The following is a 20,917-nucleotide window of genomic DNA, read 5'->3' on the forward strand; positions in this document are numbered from 1 at the left end:
TGCAGCAATGAACCTGATGATTTCCATGGCGGCCTTCGCCCTCGCGGCGTCTATTTCTCCGGGGCCGGTGAATGTGGTGGCGCTCAGTTGCGGGGCGCAGTTCGGTCTCGCGGCGAGCTTGCGCCATGTGACGGGTGCCACGGTGGGCTTCGTCTTGCTGCTGGTGTTCACTGGTTTCGGGCTGCACGAAGTGCTCGTCCGATACCCGATGCTCACCGACATGATTCGCTGGGCGGGCATGGCGTTTCTGATCTATCTGGCGTGGAAACTGGCGGTGGACGACGGCCAGTTGCAGGTCGACAAGCCCACGCGTCGGCCTTCGTTGCTCAGGGGAGCGGCCATGCAATGGCTCAACCCCAAGGCCTGGCTGGCAGCAGTGGCGGGGATGGGTGCATTCGTGGCCGATGGCGAAGCGCGGCTGATCGGCCTGTTTGCGCTGATCTACCTCATCGTCTGCTATTTGTCGGTGGCGTGCTGGGCGTACGCCGGGGCGTTTCTGGGCCCTTACTTGCGCAGTTCCCGGCGCATCCGCGTGTTCAACCGCAGCATGGCGACCTTGCTGGCTGGCTGCGCCGTATCACTGCTCTACGTGTGATCACTGGCGATATTGTCCGGGCGTTGCCGCCAGATGCTTTTTGAACACCCGCTGAAAATGCGCCTGATCGGCAAATCCGCTGCGCTGAGCGACGGCGGCAATCGGCTCGCCCTCGAGCAGTCGCGTCTGGGCGTGCTGGATACGTCGGTTGAGCAGGTACGCATGGGGCGTCATGTGGAAGTGCTGCTCGAAGGCGCGAATCAGATAGGCCTCCGACAGATTGGCGGCCTGACAGATGTCTTCCAGCCGGATCGGCTGCAAGAAATGGGCGTTGATGTAATGCGCGGCGCGTTCGATCCTGGCGCCGGCCTTTCTCACCGGCGGCCGACCCCCACCCAGACGCTCTTGCATCTGCGTGAAGAAGGCGATGGCTTGTTCGTGGCGCGCCATGGTCTGGGCGTGCGGATCGATGAGCACGCGGTGCAGGCGCAGCAGCGCATTGAACAGCTGCGGATCGTCGCAATGAGTGGCGGCTATCGGCTGAAAGCTCTGGTCTTCGCTGACGCCGCACGCGTGCTGGATCCGGCCCAGCCAGGCGGCATCGACGTACAGCATGATGTAAGACCACGGCTGGTCGTCGATAGGGTTGCAGGCGTGGACATCGCCGGGATTCATCAGCACGACCGTGCCGGTGGCGATGGTCTGACAGGTCTTTTCGCGCAGATAGGTGCTCTGTCCGGCAGTGATCGCACCGATGGAGAACACCTCGTGCGAGTGACGCGCGTAACAGACCTTGCGGCCGTCGGCGATCGATCGGGCCTGAATGAAAGGTAACTGCGGGTCCCGCCAGAACACCGGTGTCTCAGCGTTGATCACCGGGTTCTGAAGGGCCATGTCAGATCATCCTCTGGCGTGTTTGCAGCTGCGGAAAATGTCCAGCGCGGGCTGGTATTCAGTGGTGTCGACACCGAGCAAGCCTAGCACCGAATGAAACATGTAGTCATGGCTCAGGTCCGGCTGATTCTGCTTGGCCGCCAGGCAATTGCGATCGATGCTGGCATCTTCCAGCGTCTGCTTGCCGAACCACATCACCATCGGCACGTGGGTCTGTGCTTCAGGGGCGATGGCGTAGGGCGCGGCGTGCAGATAAATGCCGTTTTCGCCCAGTGATTCGCCATGGTCGGACACGTAGATCATCGAAGTGTCGACCTTGTCCTGATTGCGCTTGAGCAGTTCGATGGTCTGCGAGAGGAAGTGATCGGTGTACAGAATCGTGTTGTCGTAGACGTTCTTCAGCTCATCCGAGGTGCAGCTGCCCAACTGATTGGTATGGCAGACCGGCGTGAACCGCTCCATCGCCTTGGGGTAACGGTCGTAGTACTCCGGGCCGTGGCTGCCGTCGGAATGCAGGACAATGATCGCGTTGTCCTTGAGTGAGTCGATGTAGTCCTGCAAGCCGACCAGCAGCGATTCATCCAGGCAATTCTGGCCGTCGCAGAACGCGCTCGGCTGGTTTTTCGGAATGTCGCTGTGCGGCACGCGCAGGCAGGTGCCCTTGCAATCGCTGTTGTTATCCAGCCACACCACCTCAAGGCCTGCGCGCTGCAGCATGTCCAGCAGGCCTTCATAAGTCTTGCCCTTCTTGTCGCTGTAATCGGTGCGCGGGAATCGCGAGAACATGCACGGCACCGACACGGCGGTGGACGTGCCGCAGGAAGCCACATGGGTGAAATTGAGGATGTCCTGTTGCTTGAGCTCCGGGTTGGTTTCCCGCCCGTAGCCATTGAGCGAGAAATGATCGGCGCGCGCCGTTTCACCGACCACGAAAATCATCAGGCTCTTTTTCGGTCGCTGTTGCGCTTCGGGGCTGAGCACCGAGTCGGCGCCAACGGTCTGGATCTGCTCCGTTTCCTTGATCGCCACCGTCTGCTTGGTCAGTTTGCCGAGGGCGTAGAGGTAGTTGGTCGGGTTGATGAAGTGAGTCAGCTTGTCTTCGTCGCGAAAGATCGGCGCGTAGGTCGAATAGAACGGACCCACGGCGGCAGCGATCAGCAGAATGCAGCCGATGCACACCAGCACCTTGTTGACCAGCCCCGGCAAGACCCGGCGATAGGTCACCGGCAGCCACCAGATCAGCGCGATCGGCAGTGCGCCGAGCAGACCCAGATAAACAAACAATTGGCCACTGAGCAGCGCTTTGACTTCACCGGGGTTGGTCTCGAGCACGTTCTGCATCATCACCGTGTCGATGCTGATGCCGTAATCGTTCATGAAGTACGCCGCTGCGGCGGAGCCCAGGGCGACCAGACTCAGCACGGGTTTGAGCGTGGGGCGGAACGAGAACGGCATCAGCAGCAAGGTGATCGCCGCCCAGAGGAACAACCCGAACGACACGTAGAATGCGACGGCCTTGAGGCCTTGCAGCTGAGTCAGCCCCAGCAGTGCGTGCCAGGTGGCGAGGTTATAGAAGGCGACCAGACAGAGCGAAAACAGCATGACGAGGCGGGTGGAGGTGACGGGTCTGACCACTGAACGCATTTCCATATTAGCGACTACTCGACGCAGGCCTGGCGCGCGTTCCGCTGGTCGTGTCCTTACGGCCGCACGTATGGAACGCCCGTTACAGGCAGGCAGATTGATAGGAGAGCGGAATATCGGGCGGAGTTTTTCAAAGCGATTGTGAAGAGTTCGTGAACGAAGTGTGGACAGCCTGTCAGACCTCCCACTATTTTTTCCGCGCGGGGCATTGCGCGTCGAAACAGGTTTGCTAGCCTGCGAAAATCCACAACCGGCTAGTACGCCACAAGGTATTCACGAGGCAGATGGAGAAGGTTTGATGAAGCTCATCGGTATGCTGGATTCGCCGTATGTGAGACGGGTCGCAGTCAGCCTCAAACGTCTGGGGATCGCGTTCGAGCACGAATCGGTCTCGGTCTTTCGCGGGATGGAACGGTTCAGGGAAATCAACCCGGTGATCAAGGCGCCGACCCTGGTCACCGACGACGGCGTGGTGCTCATGGAATCCAGCCTGATCCTCGATTACGTCGAATTTCTGCAAGGGCCGGGCGAGGGCCTGATGCCTGCCCAGCCCGCTCAACGCGTGCGCACACTGCGCCTGACCGGGCTTGCCTTGGTGGCCTATGAAAAAGCGGTGCAGATCTATTACGAGCGCAACCTGCGGCCTGCCGACATTCAGCATGCGCCTTGGGTCGAGCGGGTGAGTGCGCAGTTGAAGACGGCCTGCGCCGAGCTCGAGCGGGAGCTTGAACGCCAGCCACTGCCCGCGGACGCCGACATCGGGCAGGACGGCATCAGCATCGCAGTGGGCTGGTCGTTCATCCAGCTGGTGGTGCCGGATCAGGTCAGCCCCGCCGATTACCCGCTGCTGGCGCAGTTCAGCGCCCGCGCGGAAACGCTGGAGATATTCAAGTCGCTGCCGATGGTTTGATCTCACTGGGCGAGCAGCTTCGCCACGGTGCCGTCGTCTTTCAACTGGGCAAACGCTGCCGCGATCCGTTTGACGGTGTCTTCCGGGGTCGCGGCGCTGAGTGCGACGTAAAGGCCTTTGGACAGCTCGTCGAGGGTGTAAACGGCTTCCAGCTCCTCGAAGGCAATGTTCAGGTCCTTGCATTGCTCCCGCGCTTCCCGTTCAGGCAGCGGCACCAGCGCCACCTGGCCGCTGAGCAGCTTGCGCAAGTTGTCCAGATTGGTCGCCGAGACCACCATCTTGTTGAAACCCTTGCTCTCCAGATACTCCTGGCGCGAGTCGTCCCGCACCACGCCGACGCTGTAGTGTCTGGCGTCTTCCAGGGTTGCGACCGCGATGTCCCTGCGAGCGCGCAGCTTGTAGAACATCGGCATGACCTGATCCAGTTCGCCCACCCATTTGAACAACGGCTCGCGTTCGCTGCTGCGGATGATGGGGTAAATCAGCACGTTGGGTTCCAGACGCGCCATGTCGTAGGCGCGGGCCCACGGGTACAGGGCCATGTGGTAATCGGTGATGCCGGCCCTGGCGAGGGTCTTTTCGACGATCTCGCTCGCCACGCCGCTGACCTTGCCATTCTCCAGCGAACTGTAGGAGGAGTCTTCGGTGACCACCTGCAGCGTCGCCGCGCTGGCCTGAAGGCAGATCCAGGCCAGCAGGCTGACGGTCAGAACCGTGCAGTGGCGTTGAATATTTCCCATGTCACTTCCTCTCCCTGATCAGATCTCGCAACGATTACGGCCCTGGCTCTTGGCCCGATACAGTGCGCGGTCGGCACTTTGCAACAACTGGTCGAAGCGCTCCATGGCCGCCGTGTCGAGTTCGGCGACGCCGACACTCAACGTGACGAAGGGCGAGACAGGCGACGCGCCGTGTGGCAATTGCCGGTCGACGAGCAGCCCACGCAAGCGCTCGGCCGACGCCAGCGCCTGCGCCGCGTCCTGACCGGGCAGCAGCACGGCAAACTCTTCGCCGCCCAGCCGGGCGACCAGCTCGCCCGAGCGGGAAAACAGCGCGCTCATGGTCAAAGCCACTTCGCGCAGGCACTGATCGCCCATCGCGTGGCCATGGGTATCGTTGTACAACTTGAAAAAATCGACGTCGCACATCAGCACCGAAAACGGCAGTCCGTGGCGCAGCGCGCGGTTGAATTCCAGTTCCTTGAGTTCGTCGAAGTGCCGGCGGTTGGCAAGGCCGGTCAAGGGGTCGAAGCGGGTCAGCGCTTCCAGGCGGATGTTCGCCGCTTTCAACTGCGCCGTGCGCTGCTCCACAAGCTCGGCCAACTGGTCGCGGCTGGCCGCCAGCGCGATCTCATCGCGGGCCTGGCGCTCGAGGTGGTTGGCCAGTTTGTCTTGCAGGTCGTTGACCCCGGCTTCCAGCAGGTCCAGTTCGTCACCGGCCTTGCCGCGGCGTTCCAGCGACAGGTGCGTCTTGAGGTTCTGCGGCGTCAGTTGTTCCAGGTGCCGGGCGATGCGCCGCACGTGCAGCGTCACCGAGCGGTTGAACATGCCCATGATCAACCCCGCCAGGGCGAGCGACTGGATGATCTGCGTCAGCATGATGATGCCGACCTCTTTCCACAGGCGTTTCCAGAGCAGGCTCTCGTCGCCCTCGATCGTCAACTCGCCGACCACCTCGCTGGCGCCCGCGTAAGGACTGACGGTCAATTGCCGGCGCAGGGCAGGTGCCAGCACCGATCCGGCGTGCCCCGCATGCTGGCGCTCGACCACCTCGGGCGCACGGCCAGGGCGCAGGATGCGCAGCTCCACCCGACCCACCGGCGCGGCCGTCGCCACACTGTCGATCTGCGCCTGCAGGGCTTCACTGTCCATCTCCCAGACCGCTTTGGACAACGTGCCTTGAAACACCTGATCGATCAGGCTCAGTTCGGCGGTCATGTTGGCAAGGTTGGTGTTCCAGGCGAACCAGGTTCGCACCGTGACCGTCGCCAGGGTGAACAGGATGCAGAACGCCAGCGTGGCCAGCACCAGTCGGCGCGCCAGCGAGCCGCTGCGCGGGCGCGCCTCGGTGGTCTGGGTCAGGTTCGATTCGGACTCCGCAAGCATGCTCAATCCCATTTACGCGCGATGGCGTCGTAGGTGCCGTTCTCACGGATCGCCTTCAATCCGTTCTGAAACAGTTGCACGGTCGCATCCGACGTGCCGGCACTGAACGCCATGTTGAACCCTCCGGTTTCCTCCAGCGCCTGCACACGCAAGGATTGCACCAGCGTGCGCTCCGGGTCGTCACCGACCTGGCGGGCGAGGTAATAAGCATTGAGTTCGTCGGAGATCCACAGGTCGACGTGACCGGTCTGCAGCTTCTGATAGTTGAGTTCGTAACGGTTGCTGGACTGCAATTGCTGACCGACGACGAAGCGATTGGCGATCAGGTATTGCTCGCCGACGTCTTCGTTGACCGTCGCGGTCTGCCAGTCGCGGGCGTCCTCCAGGTCCATGAGGCTGACCGGGTGGTTGGCTGAGGAATAGATGAACCAGCGCGAGGCCGCGATAGTGCCGACCCATTTGAACAGGTGTTCACGTTCCGGCGTACGCGTGATGGAGTAAATCAGCACGTTCGGGTCATGCAGGGCGAGATCGTAAGCCCGCGCCCACGGCATGGATTGAATGGTCGCCTGCACGTTCACCTGCTTGAGGACCGCCTGCACCACCTCGGTGCTCATGCCGGTCAGCACGCCGTCACGGGTCATGTTGTAGGGCGGCAGCTCCTCGGTGACCACGCGTATCGGCTCGGCCAGCGCGCCGCCCGCGCCCGGACTGACACACAGACACAGGCCCAGCGCGCGCAAAAGCACGCTGCCGATGGTGTGAACGAGCGATTTAAGTGTCATGGACGGCTACCTCAGCGACTGCAGTAGCGACTGTTTTCCGATCCCAACAGGACGGATCAACATGACCAGACTGCCTTGCACATCAGGATATCGGCTGAAAAATCCGCCACTTGAGACGGTTATCTGCCGTTCATCCTGTGGTTGGGGAGGGGCCCCTTGGCGCCGCGGCAAGTCCATAAACACGACCTGACTGAACCTGTGGCGTTCTGCCACACCAGCACACGCGGCATTTTTTGATCTGGATCAACGGTCTCGGACTTGGCTGTAGGAAAAATACCCTGCACCCCGACGAGTCCTCAACATGCCCGGTCCCCTCGCGTTCCTCAAACACCCGCTGGCGAAAGAAATCGGTCTGATCCTGTTGATCAAACTCGTCCTGTTGATGGGAATCCGCTGCGTCTGGTTCGACGCGCCGGTCGAGGTCAAGGATGACGGGGTGCAAGCCGGCCTGCATGTATTGGGCGCCCCTCCCGTATCTCCTGAGAAGAACCCAAAATGATTTCGGAATCAGTCGTCGACCTCTCTCGGCTGCAGTTCGCGATGACCGCGCTGTACCACTTTCTGTTCATACCCCTGACCCTGGGCATGACGTTCCTGCTGGCGATCATGGAGTCGGTCTACGTCATGACCGGCAAACAGGTCTACAAGGACATGACCAAATTCTGGGGCAAGCTGTTCGGCATCAACTTCGCCCTGGGCGTGACCACCGGCCTGACCATGGAGTTTCAGTTCGGCACCAACTGGGCGTACTACAGCCATTACGTGGGCGACATTTTCGGCGCGCCGCTGGCGATCGAAGGGCTGATGGCGTTCTTCCTCGAATCGACCTTCATCGGCCTGTTCTTCTTCGGCTGGGATCGGCTGAGCCGCGTGCAGCATCTGTCGGTCACCTGGCTGGTGGCGATCGGCTCGAACATGTCGGCGCTGTGGATTCTCATCGCCAACGGCTGGATGCAGAACCCCGTCGGCGCGGAGTTCAACTTCACCACCATGCGCATGGAAATGACCAGCTTCAGTGACCTGGTGTTCAATCCGGTGGCGCAGGTGAAGTTCGTTCACACCGTGGCATCTGGCTATGTGACCGGTGCGATCTTCGTCCTGGCGATCTCCAGCTGGTACCTGCTCAAGGGCCGCGATACCGGATTTGCGCGGCGCTCGTTCGCCATCGCGTCGGCGTTCGGCATGGCGTCGATCCTTTCGGTGATCATCCTGGGTGACGAGTCCGGCTACGAGATCGGCGATGTGCAGAAAACCAAGCTGGCCGCCATCGAAGCCGAGTGGGAAACCGAACCTGCGCCAGCCGCCTTTACGCTGTTCGGCCTGCCGAACCAGGAAACCCAGCGCACCGATTACGCGGTCAAGATTCCGTACGTGATGGGGATCATCGCCACCCGCTCGGTGGACAAGCAGGTCACCGGTATCAAGGATCTGGTCAGCGAGCATCAGGGCCGCATCCGCAACGGCATGGTCGCCTACGACCTGCTGGGCAAACTGCGCGCCGGTGACAAGAGCCAGCAGACCCTCGATGCCTTCAATGAGGTGAAGAAAGACCTCGGTTACGGCCTGTTGCTCAAGAAGTACACCGACAAGGTGGTCGACGCCAACGAGCAGCAGATCAAACAGGCGGCGCTGGACTCCATCCCGCACGTGGCTTCGATCTTCTGGACCTTTCGCGTGATGGTGCTGAGCGGCTCGCTCATGTTGGCGCTGTTCATCTGCGCCTTCTGGGCTTCTGCCCGCAAGAACGAGTCGAGCAAGCGCTGGTTGCTGAAGTGGGCGCTGTTCAGCCTGCCGCTGCCGTGGATTGCCACACAGACCGGCTGGTGGGTGGCCGAGCACGGCCGTCAGCCCTGGTCGATCGGTGAGGTGCTGCCGGTTCACTTGTCGGCGTCGACGCTGTCTTCGGGGGATGTGATCGGCTCGATCGTGGCGCTGGTGACCTTCTACACCTTGCTGCTGGTGATCGAAATGTACCTGATGATCAAATTTGCCCGCCTGGGCCCGAGCAGCCTGCACACCGGTCGTTACCACTTCGAACAGCGCGACAGCGACTTGTCCGCACCTGCCCAACAACCGGCGCTGGCCTGAGGAACACATGATGTTCGATTACGAGACACTCAAACTGACCTGGTGGGTGCTGGTCGGCGTGCTGCTGATCGGCTTCGCCCTGACCGACGGCTTCGACCTGGGCGCGGCCATGCTGATGCCTTTCGTCGGTCGCACCGACAACGAGCGGCGAGTGGTCATCAACACCATTGCGCCGCACTGGGAAGGCAATCAGGTCTGGCTGATCACGGCTGGTGGCGCGCTGTTCGCGGCCTGGCCGCTGGTGTACGCCGCAGCGTTCTCAGGGATGTACTGGGCGCTGTTGCTGGTGTTGTTCGCCTTGTTCGTGCGCCCGGTGGGCTTCGATTACCGCAGCAAACTGGACAACACCCGCTGGCGGCAAAGCTGGGACTGGGGGCTGTTTGCCGGCGGGCTGGTGCCGTCGCTGGTGTTCGGCGTGGCCTTCGGCAACCTGCTGCTGGGGGTGCCGTTCCGCTTCGATGAAAACCTGCGCTCCAGCTACCTGGGCAATTTCTGGCAGTTACTGAGTCCGTTTGGCCTGCTGGCCGGTGTGGTCAGCCTGAGCATGCTCGGTCTGCATGGCGGCACCTGGTTGATGATGCGCACCGAGGGCGCGGTCGGCCGTCGTTCACGTCGCGCTTCACAGTTACTGGCGCTGGTGTTTCTGCTGTCGTTCATCGGGGCGGGCGTCTGGCTGCTGCTCGGTGGCATTCAGGGCCTGAGCATCACCTCGGCGTTCGATGCCGGCGCAGCGCTCAACCCGCTGAGCAAGACTGTCGATGCCGACAACCACGGCTGGATGGCCAACTATCACCAGCATCCACTGACGGTCATCGCGCCTCTGCTGGGTGTGTTCGGCGGCCTGCTGGCCTTGCTCGGCGCCAGTGCGGGGCAGGGGCGCACGGCGTTTCTGGGCAGCAGCCTGGCCATCGTCGGCGCGCTGTGCACGGCAGGCTTTGCGCTGTTCCCGTTCGTCATGCCGTCCAGCCTCGACCCGGCTTCCAGCCTGACGGTGTGGGACGCCGTATCCAGCCATAAAACCATGGGCATCATGCTGGTCGCCGCGTTGATTTTCGTGCCGCTGATCCTCGCTTACACCCTTTGGTGCTACGCGAAAATGTGGGGCAAGGTCACCACCGCCCACATCGATCACGACCCTCACGGCCTGTATTGAGCCGACCCTCGGACAAGGAGACCTTCTCATGTGGTATTTCGCCTGGATTCTCGGCGTGTTGCTGGCCTGCAGCTTCGGCATCATCAATGCGTTGTGGCTTGAGTCAGCCGACAGCAACGCGCTGGAGAACGGACGTGACAACTGATGTGCTGAACGCACCGTTCCGACACGCTCTGGGCAGGGCACTGTCGCTGCTTCTGGCGATTCCGTTGAGCCTGGTGCTGATGATTCATCCCGCGTCGATGCTCGATGCCAGCGGCCATTATTCCCACGGCATGCTGATGCTGATCATGTGGGGCGTGGCCGGTGGTTATGTCCACGGCGTCGGTTTCGAACCGCGGGCGCTGGCCTGGCGGGTGGCGTTTCACCCGCTGCTGGCCTGGGGGCTGATGGGCCTGGGCGTTGCCGTCCTGGCCCAGGCGCGTCAGTGGGTCTGAGCCTTCGCCGCTTTCACCGCAGGGACGATGGACAGGGCAATCAATGCAGCCACTGCGCAGAGCAGCCCTGAAATGAAAAACGCCGGCAGGTACGTGGCAAAGTGGCTGCGTGTCCAGCCGGCACCGAAGGCTGCGAATGCCGCGCCCAGTTGATGGCCGGCGAACACCCAGCCGAACACGATGTTGGCGCGTTCTGCGCCGAATTTCTGCGCGGTCAGTTTCACCGTCGGCGGCACGGTCGCGATCCAGTCCAGGCCGTAGAGCAGGGCGAAGATCGACAGGCCGAACACCGTGAAGTCGAGAAACGGCAGCAGCACCAGCGACACGCCCCGAAACCCGTAATACCAGAACAGCAGCCAGCGGTTGTCGAAGCGATCCGACAGCCAGCCCGAGCCAATGGTGCCGAAAAAGTCGAAGATCCCCATCACCGCCAGCATGCCCGCCGCCGTGGTCGCGGCCAGGCCGAAGTCGCCGCACATCGTGATGAAGTGCGTCTGAATCAGGCCGTTGGTGCTGGCGCCGCAGATGAAGAAGGTCATGAACAGCACCCAGAAGGTCCAACTCTTCGCCACCTCGCGCAGCACGCTCAAGGGTGTCAGCAGCAACTGAATGAAATCATGGGTGCTGGTGGCGGCGGGCTGGATTTCGGTCTCGCCGTACAGCGGCAGTTGCAGATCGGCGGGCCGATTGCGCATCAGCGCCAGTACGGCGACGCCCGCAATGATGATCGCCGTGCAGATGCAGGCCAGTGCGGTACGCCAGCCAAAATGCTCGGTGAGGTTGGCCAGCATCGGCATGAACACCAACTGACCTGTCGCGGAACTGGCCGACAGCAATCCCATGGCCAGACCCCGATGCCGGGAAAACCAGCGGGTGGCGACGGTCGCGCCGAGCACCATGGCGGTCAGACCGGTGCCGAACCCCACCACCACGCCCCACAGCAGGACCAATTGCCAGAATTGAGTCATGAACAGCGACAGCACCATGCCGCTCGCCACCAGAGTCAACGCCGTCAGCACGACTTTGCGCACGCCGAAATGGTTCATGAACGCCGCAGCAAACGGACCGACCAGGCCAAACAGCGCGAAGCGTACCGCCAGCGCGGAGGAAATCTCGGCAGTGTCCCAGCCGAATTCAGCCTCCAGCGGCCTGATGAAAACCCCCGGCGCGCCCACGGCGCCCGCCATCACCAGCATGGTCAGAAAGGTAACGGCCAGGACGACCCAGCTGTAGTGAATGCGGCGACGAGACAGCGTTGCCGCCAGGACGGACGAGACCATGAGTGTTCCCCGAAGCAGGTAGAGAATGCCAAATCAAGAGTATGGACGTACGCCAATATGAGGTCGTATCCAGGGCACCCTCGTCAAGGACTTATTTCAAATTGTTTCGAATTCAGGACTCGGTTCCCAGGTTGACTAAACAGAGAGGCGGGCCGCGGCGCAGGTGCGCATGCCAGGAAATCCAACGATCGTTTCATTAGCTGAAATGCTCGATTGCGTTTTCTGGTTATTCACAGCAGTAACGGTAAAGCGCAGCATCGGCTCCAGTTCTTCCAACCAACCAACCAAATCTGGAGCGCCACCATGAATGCAATCAAGTTCTATCACTTCCCGCTTTCCGGCCACTCGCACCGTGCACAACTGATGTTGTCGCTGTTGGGCCTCAAGCCAGACGAGCAATTTGTCGACCTGGCCAATGGTGCTCAGAAAGCCCCGGAATTCCTGGCGCTGAACAAGTTCGGCCAAGTGCCGGTGATCGACGACAACGGCGTGGTCATCGCCGATTCGACCGCCATTCTGGTTTACCTCGCCAAGACCTACGATCCCTCCGGCAAGTGGCTGCCGGCCGACCCGGTCATCGCGGCCGAAGTCCAACGCTGGCTGTCGACGGCGTCGGGCCAGATCAACAACGGTCCGGCCAGAGCGCGGTTGATCACGGTATTCGGTGCAGCCTTCGATCCGCAGGACACCATCGAACGCGCCCACGCCGTCTTGAAGATCATCGACGAGCATCTGCAAGGTCGTGAATTTCTGGCCGCAGATCATCCCACCATCGCCGACGTAGCCGCCTACAGTTATATCGCCCATGCGCCGGAAGGTAACGTTTCGTTGAGCCAGTACCTGAACGTCCTGGCCTGGCTTGACCGCATCGAAGCGCTGGAAGGCTTCGTGCCGATGCCGCGCACTGCCGCCGGCCTTCAAGCCTGATCACCTTCGCTACCCACGCTCGGCCCTGACGGCGCCGCACTGCTTCATCCGAGGAGGTTGTGCCATGAATGACATCGCATCGAACAAACCATCACCCTGGCACGACGGCGAGCGGGCGCTGCAAGCGACCATCGGCGTGGCCGAGCGGATGGAGGCTCAAGGCAAGCGTGTCATTCGTGACTACATGCCCGACCAGCACCGCGAGTTCTACGAGCACCTGCCGTATCTGTTGGTCGGGGCCGTGGATGCGCAGGGCTGGCCATGGGCGAGCCTGATCGACGCCGATGCCGGCTTCATCGATTCCCCGGATCCGCGCCGCCTGGACATTGCCCGTTTGCCGGACGCCGATGACCCGATGGGCTCGGCGTTCGCTCCCGGCACTGCGTTGGGCATGCTGGGCATCGATCTGCACACCCGGCGCCGCAACCGCATCAACGGGCACATCACTGAAGTCGGTGACGACGGTTTTTCGGTGAAGGTCGAGCACTCTTTCGGCAACTGCCCGCAATACATTCAGTTGCGCGAGCTCAAGCAAATCGCTCTGCCGTACGTGGCCGAGCGTGCGCCGGTGCAACGCATGGCTGCACTGGATGAAGCGGCGGTGGCGACGATTCGGGGCGCCGATACCTTTTTTGTCGCCAGTTACGTGGACCTTGAAGGCGAGCAGCCACATCGCTCAGTGGATGTTTCTCACCGCGGCGGTCAGGCCGGGTTCGTCAGGGTCGAAGGCGACGTGCTGACCATTCCGGATTTCGCCGGCAACCTGCACTTCAACACGCTGGGCAATTTCAAGCTCAATCCCAAGGCTGGCCTGGTCTTCATCGACTTTGCCACAGGGGATCTGCTGCAACTGGCCGGACGCGTCACCTTGATTCTCGATGGCCCGGAAATCGCCGCGTTTCAAGGCGCCGAGCGGCTCTGGCAAGTGCAGGTCGAGGCCGTGGTCCGGCGGCCTGCGGCCCTGCGCTCGCGCTGGGAGTTTCAAGGGTTTTCGCCCAATAGCCTGATGACTGGTGACTGGCAGCAGACCGCTGCCCGGCTGCAGGCCGACGCGTTGCGCGATCAATGGCGGCCGCTGCGGGTGACGCGCATCGAGGATGAAAGCGCCGGCATTCGCTCGTTTTACTTCGAACCTGCCGATGGCGCCGGCCTGCCGGCGTTCAAGGCCGGGCAGCATCTGCCGTTGCGCCTGAACCTGGCGGATCAGGCCAAGCCGCTGATCAGGACCTACAGCGTATCCAGCGCGCCGTCCGATGATTTTTTCCGCATCAGCGTGAAGCGTGAGGGCCTTGCTTCGGCGCATCTGCATGATCGGGTGCGGGTGGGCGATGTGCTGGAGGCGCGTGCGCCGCAGGGCAGCTTCGTCGTCGATCCGCAAGAGCCCAGGCCGCTGGTGCTGCTGGGGGCGGGCATTGGCGTGACGCCCATGCTGTCGATGCTGCGCGAGGTGATTTACGAAGGCAAACGGACGCGGGGAGGGCGGGCGACATGGTTCATTCAAAGTGCACGTCGTCTGGTGGATCTGGCGTTTCGCGAGGAATTGGACACACTGATTGCCGAGGCTGGAAACCAGCTCACCGCCTTGCGCGTGCTCAGCCAGCCGGAAAGCGGGGCCCGCGCAGGTGAAGACTTCCACGCGACAGGGCGGATTGACCTGGACCTGCTCAAAGCGCTGTTGCCGTTCGACGATTTCGACTTTTACGTCTGTGGGCCGACCAGCTTCACCCAGGCGTTGTATGACGGCTTGCGGGCCATGCACATTCGCGATGAGCGGATTCACGCCGAAACCTTCGGGCCCTCCAGCCTCAAGCGCACCCGTGACGAGCAAACGAGCGCCGTGCAGCAACCGCCCGCCGCCACGACATCGGTGCCGGTGCTGTTCGAAAAGTCCGCCAAGGAAGCCCGTTGGCAACCCGAGGGCGGCAGTCTGCTGGAGCTGGCCGAAAGCCGTGGCCTGAACCCTGAATACAGTTGCCGCGGCGGTTCATGCGGCACCTGCAAGACCCGGCTCGTCAGTGGCCAGGTGCATTACCCGGTCCCGCCGGCCGAAATGCCGGACAGCGACCACGTGCTGATCTGCTGCGCAGTCCCGGCCCAAGGGCCGTTGGTGCTCGATCTGTAAACATCCATGCGTGTGCAGGACAGGTTTGAGGAGTCGCCGAAATGAGTGAATGGCCAGCGTTCGAGAAAGAAGACAGCCCGGTTTCGTTTCAGACCACCGAGCAGGAGATTTCATGGCTGCTGCCGCAATCGCTGGCGTCGCTGGCGGGCGAACTGGCGGCGAGCCACGAAGACCACGAAAACCCCGCCACCGCCCGGCTGATTACCTGGGTGCTGTCGGTGTCCAGCTTCCATCGGCAGCGGCAGTAAAGGCTCCGGCCGGTCTGGGAGTGGCACGGTAATCCCCCAGGGACGCCGACGCCGGGGTTGCAATACTACGGCGGGAAATCTGATGATGAGCGGCGATTTTTCTTACCCCTGTCGGTACCGGGATCAGCGGCTCGGCCGGATCGGGCACTGAGGGCAAGCTGCCTCTCCCGGTGATCGGCTCGTTCATTTGCCATTACAAGGACGTAAATTTTGATTACACGCAGAACCCTGATCGGCGCGACGCTGCTGGTCGGCCCCTCATGGCTGATGATCCCTTCACTGGCTGGCGGCGCCGGCCTTTCCCTCGAACAGCGACTGGCGGCACTGGAGCGCCGGCATGGCGGACGCCTTGGGGTCGCCATCTTCGACACCGCCAGCCAACGCATGATCAGCCATCGCGGCGATGAGCGTTTTGCCCTCTGCAGCACCTTCAAATGCCTGGCCGTTGCCTGCGTGCTGGCGCGCGTCGATCGCCAGCAGGAGGACCTGTCGCGCTTGCTGGTATATGGCAAAGAGCAATTGGTGCCGTATTCGCCGACGACGGAAAAACATGTCGATGGCAGCGGCCTCAGCGTCGGTTCGGTGTGTGAGGCGGCGATCACGTTGAGTGACAACACGGCGGCCAACCTGCTGCTGGACAGTCTCGGCGGCCCGCAGGCGCTGACCGCATGGCTGCGGTCGATTGGCGATCCGGCCACTCGCCTCGATCGTCGCGAACCCGAGCTCAATGAAAACCGCCCCGGCGACTTGCAGGACACCACCACGCCTCACGCCATGCTGCAAACGCTGAACCGGCTGGTGCTCGGCGACGTCCTGTCGCCGGCTTCGCGGGATCAGCTGATTGCCTGGCTGGTGAACAACAAGACCGGCGACGACAAGCTGCGCGCCGGTCTGCCCGAAGGCTGGCGGGTGGGGGACAAGACCGGTTCGAACGGCAGGAATGCCAGCAACGATGTGGCGGTGATATGGCCGCCGCGTCGTCCACCGATCATTGTGACGGTGTACTGCAGCGACGCGAGGGGGAGCAGCGACCAGCTCGATGCGCTGATCGCCGATGTTGGCAGGCTGGTGGCAACCGTTTAAGCGCCGCTCGTTCCCGGAGCGGCGCCGCGCCGGCGCACAAACAGCGGCTTACGGAATCAGCCGCTGTGCACGCAGTTCATCGAAAACATCGAAAAACGCCTGATCGCTGGCCTGGAACTCTTTGAAGCCCAGCGCGCGGCTTTTCGACATGTCGGTCACCACTTCAATCGGACGACCGAGGTCGGCATCGGTGTGCCAAGGCGAAATCAGGCGGCTGATGTCGGCTTCTTTCAGGTCGTTTTCACGCACGATGTCGGCCCAGGCCGCCTGGTCGTCGGCCATCTGTTTTTCCAGCGGCGACACGTCGGCCGGGAAATCCGCCGGGTGAAGCCCGAAGTAACTGGCGATCTGGCCCCACATCCACTTCCAGCGAAACACATCGCCGTTGGTGACGTTGAACGCCTGATTCGCCGCTGCCGGGGTGGTCGCCGCCCACAATTGCTGTTTGGCCAGCTGACGGGCGTCGGTCATGTCGGTGAGGCTGTCCCACTGCACCCGCGAGCCGGGGAACACGAACGGCCGGCCGGTGGCTTTGCAGATCGAGGCATACACCGCAAGGGTGGTCGCCATGTTCATCGCATTGCCCACCGCAACGCCGGTAATAGTGTGGGGACGGTGCACGCTCCAGGTAAAACCGTCGCGTTCGGCGGCCGCGAACACCTCGTCTTCCTGGGCGTAATAGAAGTTCTCGACGTCCAGACGGCCTTGCTCTTCACGGAACGGCGTCTGTGGCAGCGAGCCTTTGCCGTAGGCCTCGAACGGGCCCAGGTAGTGCTTCAGACCGGTGACCAGCGCGACGTGCTGGACGCTTTTCTGTGGGCTGAGGGCGTTGAGCACGTTACGCACCATCGCAGCGTTGACCCTGATGTTCTCCGCCTCCGTCGCCTGACGCGACCACGTGGTGATGAACACGTGAGTAGGCTTGATGCCGGCGAGTGCGTTTTCGAGCGAGACCGGATCCTGAAGGTCTGCGGCGACCGGAATGATGCCCGGTGCCTGCTCCGGGTGGCGGGAGAGGGCGGCGACTTGCCAGCCGTTGTCGAGCAACAGTCGAGTGGTTGCGCTGCCGACGATGCCGCTGGCACCGACGACCAAGGCCGTTTGAGTCATGAATGTCTCCTTGAACGAAAGGCAGTGAATCGGGAAGGGCCGCAACGGTAAAACCCAAGAAGCGGCCTGACGATGGTTGCTGATGTTTCAGAACCCCATCGTCGTCCAGAGGTTCAGCCGGATCCGTTCAGCAGGCGTGAGCGATCAGCCCACCAGCAGCGCCGTGATGTACATGCCGAGGGCGAAGACGATGTGCCCGACGATGTTCTGCAGGCGCGCCACGTTCGGTTGCGGTGCCCGGTTGCAGGCCATCCCGACGCCCATGCCCGGCTGCAGGATGTACCAGCCGGCCGCCACGGTGACCAGCCCGACGATCAGCGCCGGTGTGAACGTCGGTGAATGGGCCCACTGCACGCCCCAGATCAGCAGCAGTGCCGCGGCAAAGACGATGCCGACCACGTAATGCATGACCCAGCCAATGGCCAGTTCGTTGTGGACCTGCGGCGAAACGCCGATACCGTTGCGATGGACGAACTGACCGTTGCGCATGCTGGCGAACCAGCGTCCGACCAGATGCCACGGGGGCGTCGGCAGACCGAGCACAGCTTTGAGCAGGCGTGCCCAGAGATCCAGCAACGCAGTGCCGCCGATGCCGATGAGAACGGCCAGACTGATGAATTCGAACATGACTCTCCTTGGGCGTGGTCTGTGATCAATGCGGTCGCAGTGGCGGCCCACGTTAGCAGAGTTGCTCACGGCGAGGCGCTCGGGGCTGCGGCTTGCAGCGAAATGTAGCGCGTGTCGGCGTCGCCGTCATGGCATTCGGGCCGCGCAGGGCCTGGCGCGAGTCCTGGCGTGCATCGCCCCCTGGGACAGCGCGCTGCTTCAGCCCTTGAGCCCAACGCGCCGGCGCATCTCGGCGGTGATGGTTTGCTGCACCTGATCCAGGTCCGCCCACGGATCGGTGTCGAGCTCACCCAGCCGCTCATGGATGTTGTGGATGTTCCAGACGTTCGCGCCTTTGATCTCCAGCAGTTCTTCCCGAAAGATCGGCACCGACACCGGCAGGCCCTCGCGGGTGCGCGGCGAGTACGCGCAGATGGTGGTGGCGCCCAGCCCGTTTCGCAGGTAGTCGATGAAAATGCGGCCCACGCGGTTCTTCGGCCCGGACACCGCAGAGAACCGATCAGGCAGCAGCTTGGCGATGTGTTTGACGATGGCATGGCTGAACGTCTTCACCGCGTCCCAGTCGTCCTTGGGCGTCAGCGGCACGACCAGGTGAATGCCTTTGCCGCCACTGGTCTTGAGGAAGCATTCCAGGCCCAGTTCGTCCAGCACGGCGAGCGTGAGCTGGGTCGCTTCCACCATGCTTTTCCAGGGCAGCGCCGGATCCGGGTCCAGATCCAGCACGAAGCGGTCGGGACGTTGCAGATCGCCTGCGACGGCATTCCAGGTGTGCAGTTCGATGGTGCTCATCTGCACCGCACCGATCAGCGCTTCGAGCGTGTTCAGCAGCATCACCGGATGGCCCGTGTATTCTTTCCCCATGGTCTCGACCCCGGGAATCGCCAGGCGATCGGCGTTCTTCTGGAAGAACAACTCGCCGGTGATGCCTTCCGGCGCCCGGACCAGCGCGACTGGCCGCTGGGCCAGTTGCGGCATCAACCAGTCGCCAATGCCGATGTAGTAATCGGCGAGATCGCGTTTGGTCGCACCGCTGGTGGGATCGATCACCCGCTCGGGATGGGTCAGCCTGATCTTGCCGGAGGTGGCCGGCGCTTCGACGGGAGGCGCGGCCCTGGCGACGCGCGGCTTGGCAGCTCTGCCCTTGGCGGCCTTGCCTTCAGTGACCGGGGCGGGGCGCTCTTCGGTAATCGACCGCGCAGGCTTGTCGGTGCGCAGGCCATGAAACACGGCGTGTCTGACGGACCCTTCCTTGGTGATTTCGGCGAACGCCACTTCGGCGAGTAATTGCGGCTTGAGCCAGTGCGCGCCCTTGGCTTCGAAACCCGTGGGCGGATTGACCACCGCCGCCTGGCGGATCTCCAGCGGCAGTAACTGCTGGTAGAGGGTGTTGAGCGTGTCCTCGTTGAAGCCGGTGCCGACCTTCCCGGCGTAGCGCAATTCGCCGCTGTCGGCGTCGTGCAGTCCCAGCATGAGGGAGCCGAACTTGCTGCGCGCGCCCTTGGGGTCGGTGTAACCCACCACGACAAATTCCTGCCGTCGTTTGCACTTGAGCTTGATCCAGTCGTTACTGCGGCGCGAGACGTAGGGGCTGCCGACACGTTTGCCGATCAGCCCTTCCATTTTCATCTGGCAGGCGCTGTTGAGCAGCGCGTCCGGTGCCTCGCCGAAATCTTCGGAAAACCTGAGAACCTCATCCTCACTGCGCTCCAGCACCTTCGCCAGCGCCGCACGACGCTGCTCCACCGGCACTTCACGCAGGTCCATGCCGTTGAGGTACGGCAGGTCAAACAGGTAATACACGATGTTGCCGCTGCGCCCGGCTTCGAAGGCGTTCTGCAGCGCCTGGAAATCCGGCACGCCCTCGTCGTTGGCGACGACCATTTCGCCGTCCAGCCAGGCCGACTCCAGTCCGAGGCTGGCAATGGCCTCAGCCTGGCGCGGCAGTTTGTGGGTCCAGTCATGGCCGTTGCGGGTAAACAGCTGCACCTTGCCGTTGTCCACTCGCGCCATCACCCGATAGCCGTCGAACTTGATTTCGTAACGCCAATCGCCTTCCGGCGCCGACTCGACAAGTGTCGCCAGTTCTGGCTTGATGCTGTCGGGAAGCGCGGTGGCGCGCGCTTCGGACAACACCGTGCCGGCTTTCTTCTTGCGTGGGGCCGGCACCTTGGTCACCGGCTTGGGATCGGCCGCTTTGGCCCCGCGTTTGCGGGGCACCAGGGTGCGCTCACTGAGCACGCTGTCGGGCAGCGCCTGGACGATGTCGAACTCCGATTCAGGGCGTGAGAACTCGTCCTGATGCTTGATCAGAAACCATTGTTCCTGCTTGCCCGGAATGTGCGTCTTGACCAGGTTCCAGACGCCGCTGAGTTTTTCCCCCTGCAATTCGAACTTCAAGCGGCCCTTGGCATACGCTTCTGCCGGGTCGGACAGCGGTTTCCAGATGCCCCGGTCCCAGACGATCACATCGCCTGCGCCGTAGTGGCCTTCAGGAATGCTGCCCTCGAACGTGGCGTAGTCGATTGGATGGTCTTCCACGTGAACCGCCAGGCGCTTGGCCTTGGGGTCCAGCGACGGCCCCTTCGGAACGGCCCAGCTTTTGAGCGTACCGTCGAGCTCCAGTCGGAAGTCATAGTGCAGCCGGGTGGCGTCGTGTTTCTGAATGCAAAATTGCAGCGCATGCGCGTCGCCGCTCTTTTTCGACGTGCGTTTGCGGGCACCCTTCGGACGTTGCTCACCCGAAGGTTCCGGCGTGGCATCGAAGTCCCGTTTGCGGTTGTATTCCTGAAGTGCGTCGCTCATGTCTCAATCCCTCGCCTGAACGGGCGTTCAACTGCAGTACTAATGAGCGCGCAAATGTCTGGCGGTTCCGACCGATGGATCGAAGGTCTGCAGCGCTGACTAGTGCATTCAGCGCCTGCATCAAGAACAAAAGGAAGTCCGACTAAGCGGCGTTTGAATCGTTCGCT

20 protein-coding genes are annotated in these 20,917 nt (G+C 62.4%); 11 read left to right on the forward strand and 9 right to left on the reverse strand.

The genetic code is table 11. From position 1 onward, the window contains the following. The first annotated feature begins 7 nt into the window (after nucleotides 1-7). On the forward strand, nucleotides 8-595 hold the full coding sequence (locus QRN36_RS07150) for a LysE family translocator (protein ID WP_285423411.1): 588 nt from the start codon (nucleotides 8-10) through the stop codon (nucleotides 593-595). Here QRN36_RS07150 and QRN36_RS07155 read toward each other — a convergent pair whose 3' ends face one another. Together QRN36_RS07155 and QRN36_RS07160 are read right to left on the reverse strand one after the other, a co-directional pair. Then, nucleotides 596-1,429: an AraC family transcriptional regulator gene (locus QRN36_RS07155; RefSeq protein ID WP_285423412.1), complete on the reverse strand. Its 834-nt coding sequence runs from the start codon at nucleotides 1,427-1,429 to the stop codon at nucleotides 596-598. It lies immediately after the preceding gene. 6 nt (nucleotides 1,430-1,435) lie between these two features. Next, nucleotides 1,436-3,079, reverse strand: coding sequence for a phosphoethanolamine transferase (locus QRN36_RS07160; RefSeq protein ID WP_285423413.1), 1,644 nt, complete (start codon nucleotides 3,077-3,079; stop codon nucleotides 1,436-1,438). A gap of 292 nt (nucleotides 3,080-3,371) precedes the next feature. Here QRN36_RS07160 and QRN36_RS07165 point away from each other — a divergent pair, with 292 nt between their 5' ends. Continuing rightward, nucleotides 3,372-3,983 carry a glutathione S-transferase family protein gene (locus tag QRN36_RS07165; RefSeq protein ID WP_285423414.1) on the forward strand — a complete coding sequence of 204 codons (612 nt, stop codon included), beginning with the start codon at nucleotides 3,372-3,374 and terminating at the stop codon, nucleotides 3,981-3,983. Nucleotides 3,984-3,985: 2 nt separating this feature from the next. On the opposite strand, the gene QRN36_RS07170 is transcribed toward QRN36_RS07165, so the two are convergent. The 3 genes from QRN36_RS07170 to QRN36_RS07180 are packed head-to-tail and all read right to left on the reverse strand — an operon-like array spanning nucleotide 3,986 to nucleotide 6,873. Next, nucleotides 3,986-4,723 (reverse strand): ABC transporter substrate-binding protein, encoded by a 738-nt coding sequence (locus tag QRN36_RS07170; RefSeq protein ID WP_285423415.1) that lies wholly within the window; start codon nucleotides 4,721-4,723, stop codon nucleotides 3,986-3,988. Nucleotides 4,724-4,741: 18 nt separating this feature from the next. Next, nucleotides 4,742-6,088 (reverse strand): diguanylate cyclase, encoded by a 1,347-nt coding sequence (locus QRN36_RS07175; RefSeq protein WP_285423416.1) that lies wholly within the window; start codon nucleotides 6,086-6,088, stop codon nucleotides 4,742-4,744. A 2-nt stretch (nucleotides 6,089-6,090) separates the two neighbouring features. Continuing rightward, entirely contained in the window at nucleotides 6,091-6,873 is a 783-nt protein-coding gene (locus QRN36_RS07180; RefSeq protein WP_285423417.1) for an ABC transporter substrate-binding protein, read from the reverse strand. A gap of 301 nt (nucleotides 6,874-7,174) precedes the next feature. On the opposite strand from QRN36_RS07180, the gene cydP reads away from it, so the two are divergent. Genes cydP through QRN36_RS07205 form a run of 5 tightly spaced genes read left to right on the forward strand, consistent with a single transcriptional unit; the run spans nucleotide 7,175 to nucleotide 10,551 of the window. Next, entirely contained in the window at nucleotides 7,175-7,372 is a 198-nt protein-coding gene (cydP, locus tag QRN36_RS07185) for a cytochrome oxidase putative small subunit CydP (RefSeq protein ID WP_093467755.1), read from the forward strand. Next, nucleotides 7,369-8,961: a cytochrome ubiquinol oxidase subunit I gene (locus QRN36_RS07190; protein ID WP_285423418.1), complete on the forward strand. Its 1,593-nt coding sequence runs from the start codon at nucleotides 7,369-7,371 to the stop codon at nucleotides 8,959-8,961. Before cydP ends, QRN36_RS07190 begins: the two co-directional genes overlap by 4 nt. A 10-nt stretch (nucleotides 8,962-8,971) precedes the next feature. After that, nucleotides 8,972-10,114: a cytochrome d ubiquinol oxidase subunit II gene (gene cydB, locus QRN36_RS07195; protein WP_285423419.1), complete on the forward strand. Its 1,143-nt coding sequence runs from the start codon at nucleotides 8,972-8,974 to the stop codon at nucleotides 10,112-10,114. 28 nt (nucleotides 10,115-10,142) lie between these two features. After that, nucleotides 10,143-10,259 carry a cytochrome bd-I oxidase subunit CydX gene (cydX, locus tag QRN36_RS07200; RefSeq protein ID WP_285423420.1) on the forward strand — a complete coding sequence of 39 codons (117 nt, stop codon included), beginning with the start codon at nucleotides 10,143-10,145 and terminating at the stop codon, nucleotides 10,257-10,259. Beyond that, nucleotides 10,249-10,551, forward strand: coding sequence for a cyd operon YbgE family protein (locus QRN36_RS07205; protein ID WP_285423421.1), 303 nt, complete (start codon nucleotides 10,249-10,251; stop codon nucleotides 10,549-10,551). The genes cydX and QRN36_RS07205 overlap by 11 nt, the downstream gene beginning before the upstream one ends. On the opposite strand, the gene QRN36_RS07210 is transcribed toward QRN36_RS07205, so the two are convergent. Further along, entirely contained in the window at nucleotides 10,539-11,831 is a 1,293-nt protein-coding gene (locus QRN36_RS07210; RefSeq protein WP_285423422.1) for an MFS transporter, read from the reverse strand. The two genes, QRN36_RS07205 and QRN36_RS07210, sit on opposite strands and share 13 nt — an antisense overlap. A 303-nt stretch (nucleotides 11,832-12,134) precedes the next feature. Here QRN36_RS07210 and QRN36_RS07215 point away from each other — a divergent pair, with 303 nt between their 5' ends. The 4 genes from QRN36_RS07215 (at nucleotide 12,135) to bla (ending at nucleotide 16,211) form a co-directional block, all read left to right on the forward strand. Then, the gene (locus tag QRN36_RS07215; RefSeq protein ID WP_285423423.1) at nucleotides 12,135-12,758 is read left to right on the forward strand and encodes a glutathione S-transferase family protein; all 624 of its coding nucleotides are present in this window, start codon (nucleotides 12,135-12,137) and stop codon (nucleotides 12,756-12,758) included. Nucleotides 12,759-12,822: 64 nt separating this feature from the next. Beyond that, nucleotides 12,823-14,880 (forward strand): pyridoxamine 5'-phosphate oxidase family protein, encoded by a 2,058-nt coding sequence (locus QRN36_RS07220; protein ID WP_285423424.1) that lies wholly within the window; start codon nucleotides 12,823-12,825, stop codon nucleotides 14,878-14,880. Between the two features lie 41 nt (nucleotides 14,881-14,921). Continuing rightward, nucleotides 14,922-15,128 (forward strand): hypothetical protein, encoded by a 207-nt coding sequence (locus tag QRN36_RS07225; protein ID WP_285423425.1) that lies wholly within the window; start codon nucleotides 14,922-14,924, stop codon nucleotides 15,126-15,128. 210 nt (nucleotides 15,129-15,338) lie between these two features. Next, on the forward strand, nucleotides 15,339-16,211 hold the full coding sequence (gene bla, locus QRN36_RS07230; protein ID WP_285423426.1) for a class A beta-lactamase: 873 nt from the start codon (nucleotides 15,339-15,341) through the stop codon (nucleotides 16,209-16,211). Between the two features lie 48 nt (nucleotides 16,212-16,259). Here bla and QRN36_RS07235 read toward each other — a convergent pair whose 3' ends face one another. From QRN36_RS07235 to ligD, 3 genes are all read right to left on the reverse strand, one after another. Further along, nucleotides 16,260-17,321, reverse strand: coding sequence for an SDR family oxidoreductase (locus tag QRN36_RS07235; protein WP_285423427.1), 1,062 nt, complete (start codon nucleotides 17,319-17,321; stop codon nucleotides 16,260-16,262). Between the two features lie 144 nt (nucleotides 17,322-17,465). Then, on the reverse strand, nucleotides 17,466-17,948 hold the full coding sequence (locus tag QRN36_RS07240) for a DUF2938 domain-containing protein (protein ID WP_285423428.1): 483 nt from the start codon (nucleotides 17,946-17,948) through the stop codon (nucleotides 17,466-17,468). A 198-nt stretch (nucleotides 17,949-18,146) separates the two neighbouring features. Next, complete coding sequence (gene ligD / locus QRN36_RS07245; protein ID WP_285423429.1) at nucleotides 18,147-20,750, reverse strand: DNA ligase D; 2,604 nt, start codon at nucleotides 20,748-20,750, stop codon at nucleotides 18,147-18,149. Nucleotides 20,751-20,917: the final 167 nt, after the last annotated feature.

This window comes from Pseudomonas sp. efr-133-TYG-103a (assembly GCF_030209235.1).
Taxonomy (GTDB): Bacteria; Pseudomonadota; Gammaproteobacteria; order Pseudomonadales; family Pseudomonadaceae; genus Aquipseudomonas.

Coding starts and splice junctions, on each gene's coding strand:
- QRN36_RS07150 (WP_285423411.1), top strand. CDS start 8: ATGAACCTGATGATTTCCATGGCGGCCTTCGCCCTCGCGGCGTCTATT.
- QRN36_RS07220 (WP_285423424.1), top strand. CDS start 12,823: ATGAATGACATCGCATCGAACAAACCATCACCCTGGCACGACGGCGAG.
- QRN36_RS07165 (WP_285423414.1), top strand. CDS start 3,372: ATGAAGCTCATCGGTATGCTGGATTCGCCGTATGTGAGACGGGTCGCA.
- cydB (WP_285423419.1), top strand. CDS start 8,972: ATGTTCGATTACGAGACACTCAAACTGACCTGGTGGGTGCTGGTCGGC.
- QRN36_RS07215 (WP_285423423.1), top strand. CDS start 12,135: ATGAATGCAATCAAGTTCTATCACTTCCCGCTTTCCGGCCACTCGCAC.
- ligD (WP_285423429.1), bottom strand. CDS start 20,750: ATGAGCGACGCACTTCAGGAATACAACCGCAAACGGGACTTCGATGCC.
- QRN36_RS07240 (WP_285423428.1), bottom strand. CDS start 17,948: ATGTTCGAATTCATCAGTCTGGCCGTTCTCATCGGCATCGGCGGCACT.
- QRN36_RS07210 (WP_285423422.1), bottom strand. CDS start 11,831: ATGGTCTCGTCCGTCCTGGCGGCAACGCTGTCTCGTCGCCGCATTCAC.
- QRN36_RS07170 (WP_285423415.1), bottom strand. CDS start 4,723: ATGGGAAATATTCAACGCCACTGCACGGTTCTGACCGTCAGCCTGCTG.
- QRN36_RS07155 (WP_285423412.1), bottom strand. CDS start 1,429: ATGGCCCTTCAGAACCCGGTGATCAACGCTGAGACACCGGTGTTCTGG.
- QRN36_RS07225 (WP_285423425.1), top strand. CDS start 14,922: ATGAGTGAATGGCCAGCGTTCGAGAAAGAAGACAGCCCGGTTTCGTTT.
- QRN36_RS07235 (WP_285423427.1), bottom strand. CDS start 17,321: ATGACTCAAACGGCCTTGGTCGTCGGTGCCAGCGGCATCGTCGGCAGC.
- cydP (WP_093467755.1), top strand. CDS start 7,175: ATGCCCGGTCCCCTCGCGTTCCTCAAACACCCGCTGGCGAAAGAAATC.
- QRN36_RS07175 (WP_285423416.1), bottom strand. CDS start 6,088: ATGCTTGCGGAGTCCGAATCGAACCTGACCCAGACCACCGAGGCGCGC.
- QRN36_RS07160 (WP_285423413.1), bottom strand. CDS start 3,079: ATGGAAATGCGTTCAGTGGTCAGACCCGTCACCTCCACCCGCCTCGTC.
- QRN36_RS07180 (WP_285423417.1), bottom strand. CDS start 6,873: ATGACACTTAAATCGCTCGTTCACACCATCGGCAGCGTGCTTTTGCGC.
- QRN36_RS07190 (WP_285423418.1), top strand. CDS start 7,369: ATGATTTCGGAATCAGTCGTCGACCTCTCTCGGCTGCAGTTCGCGATG.
- cydX (WP_285423420.1), top strand. CDS start 10,143: ATGTGGTATTTCGCCTGGATTCTCGGCGTGTTGCTGGCCTGCAGCTTC.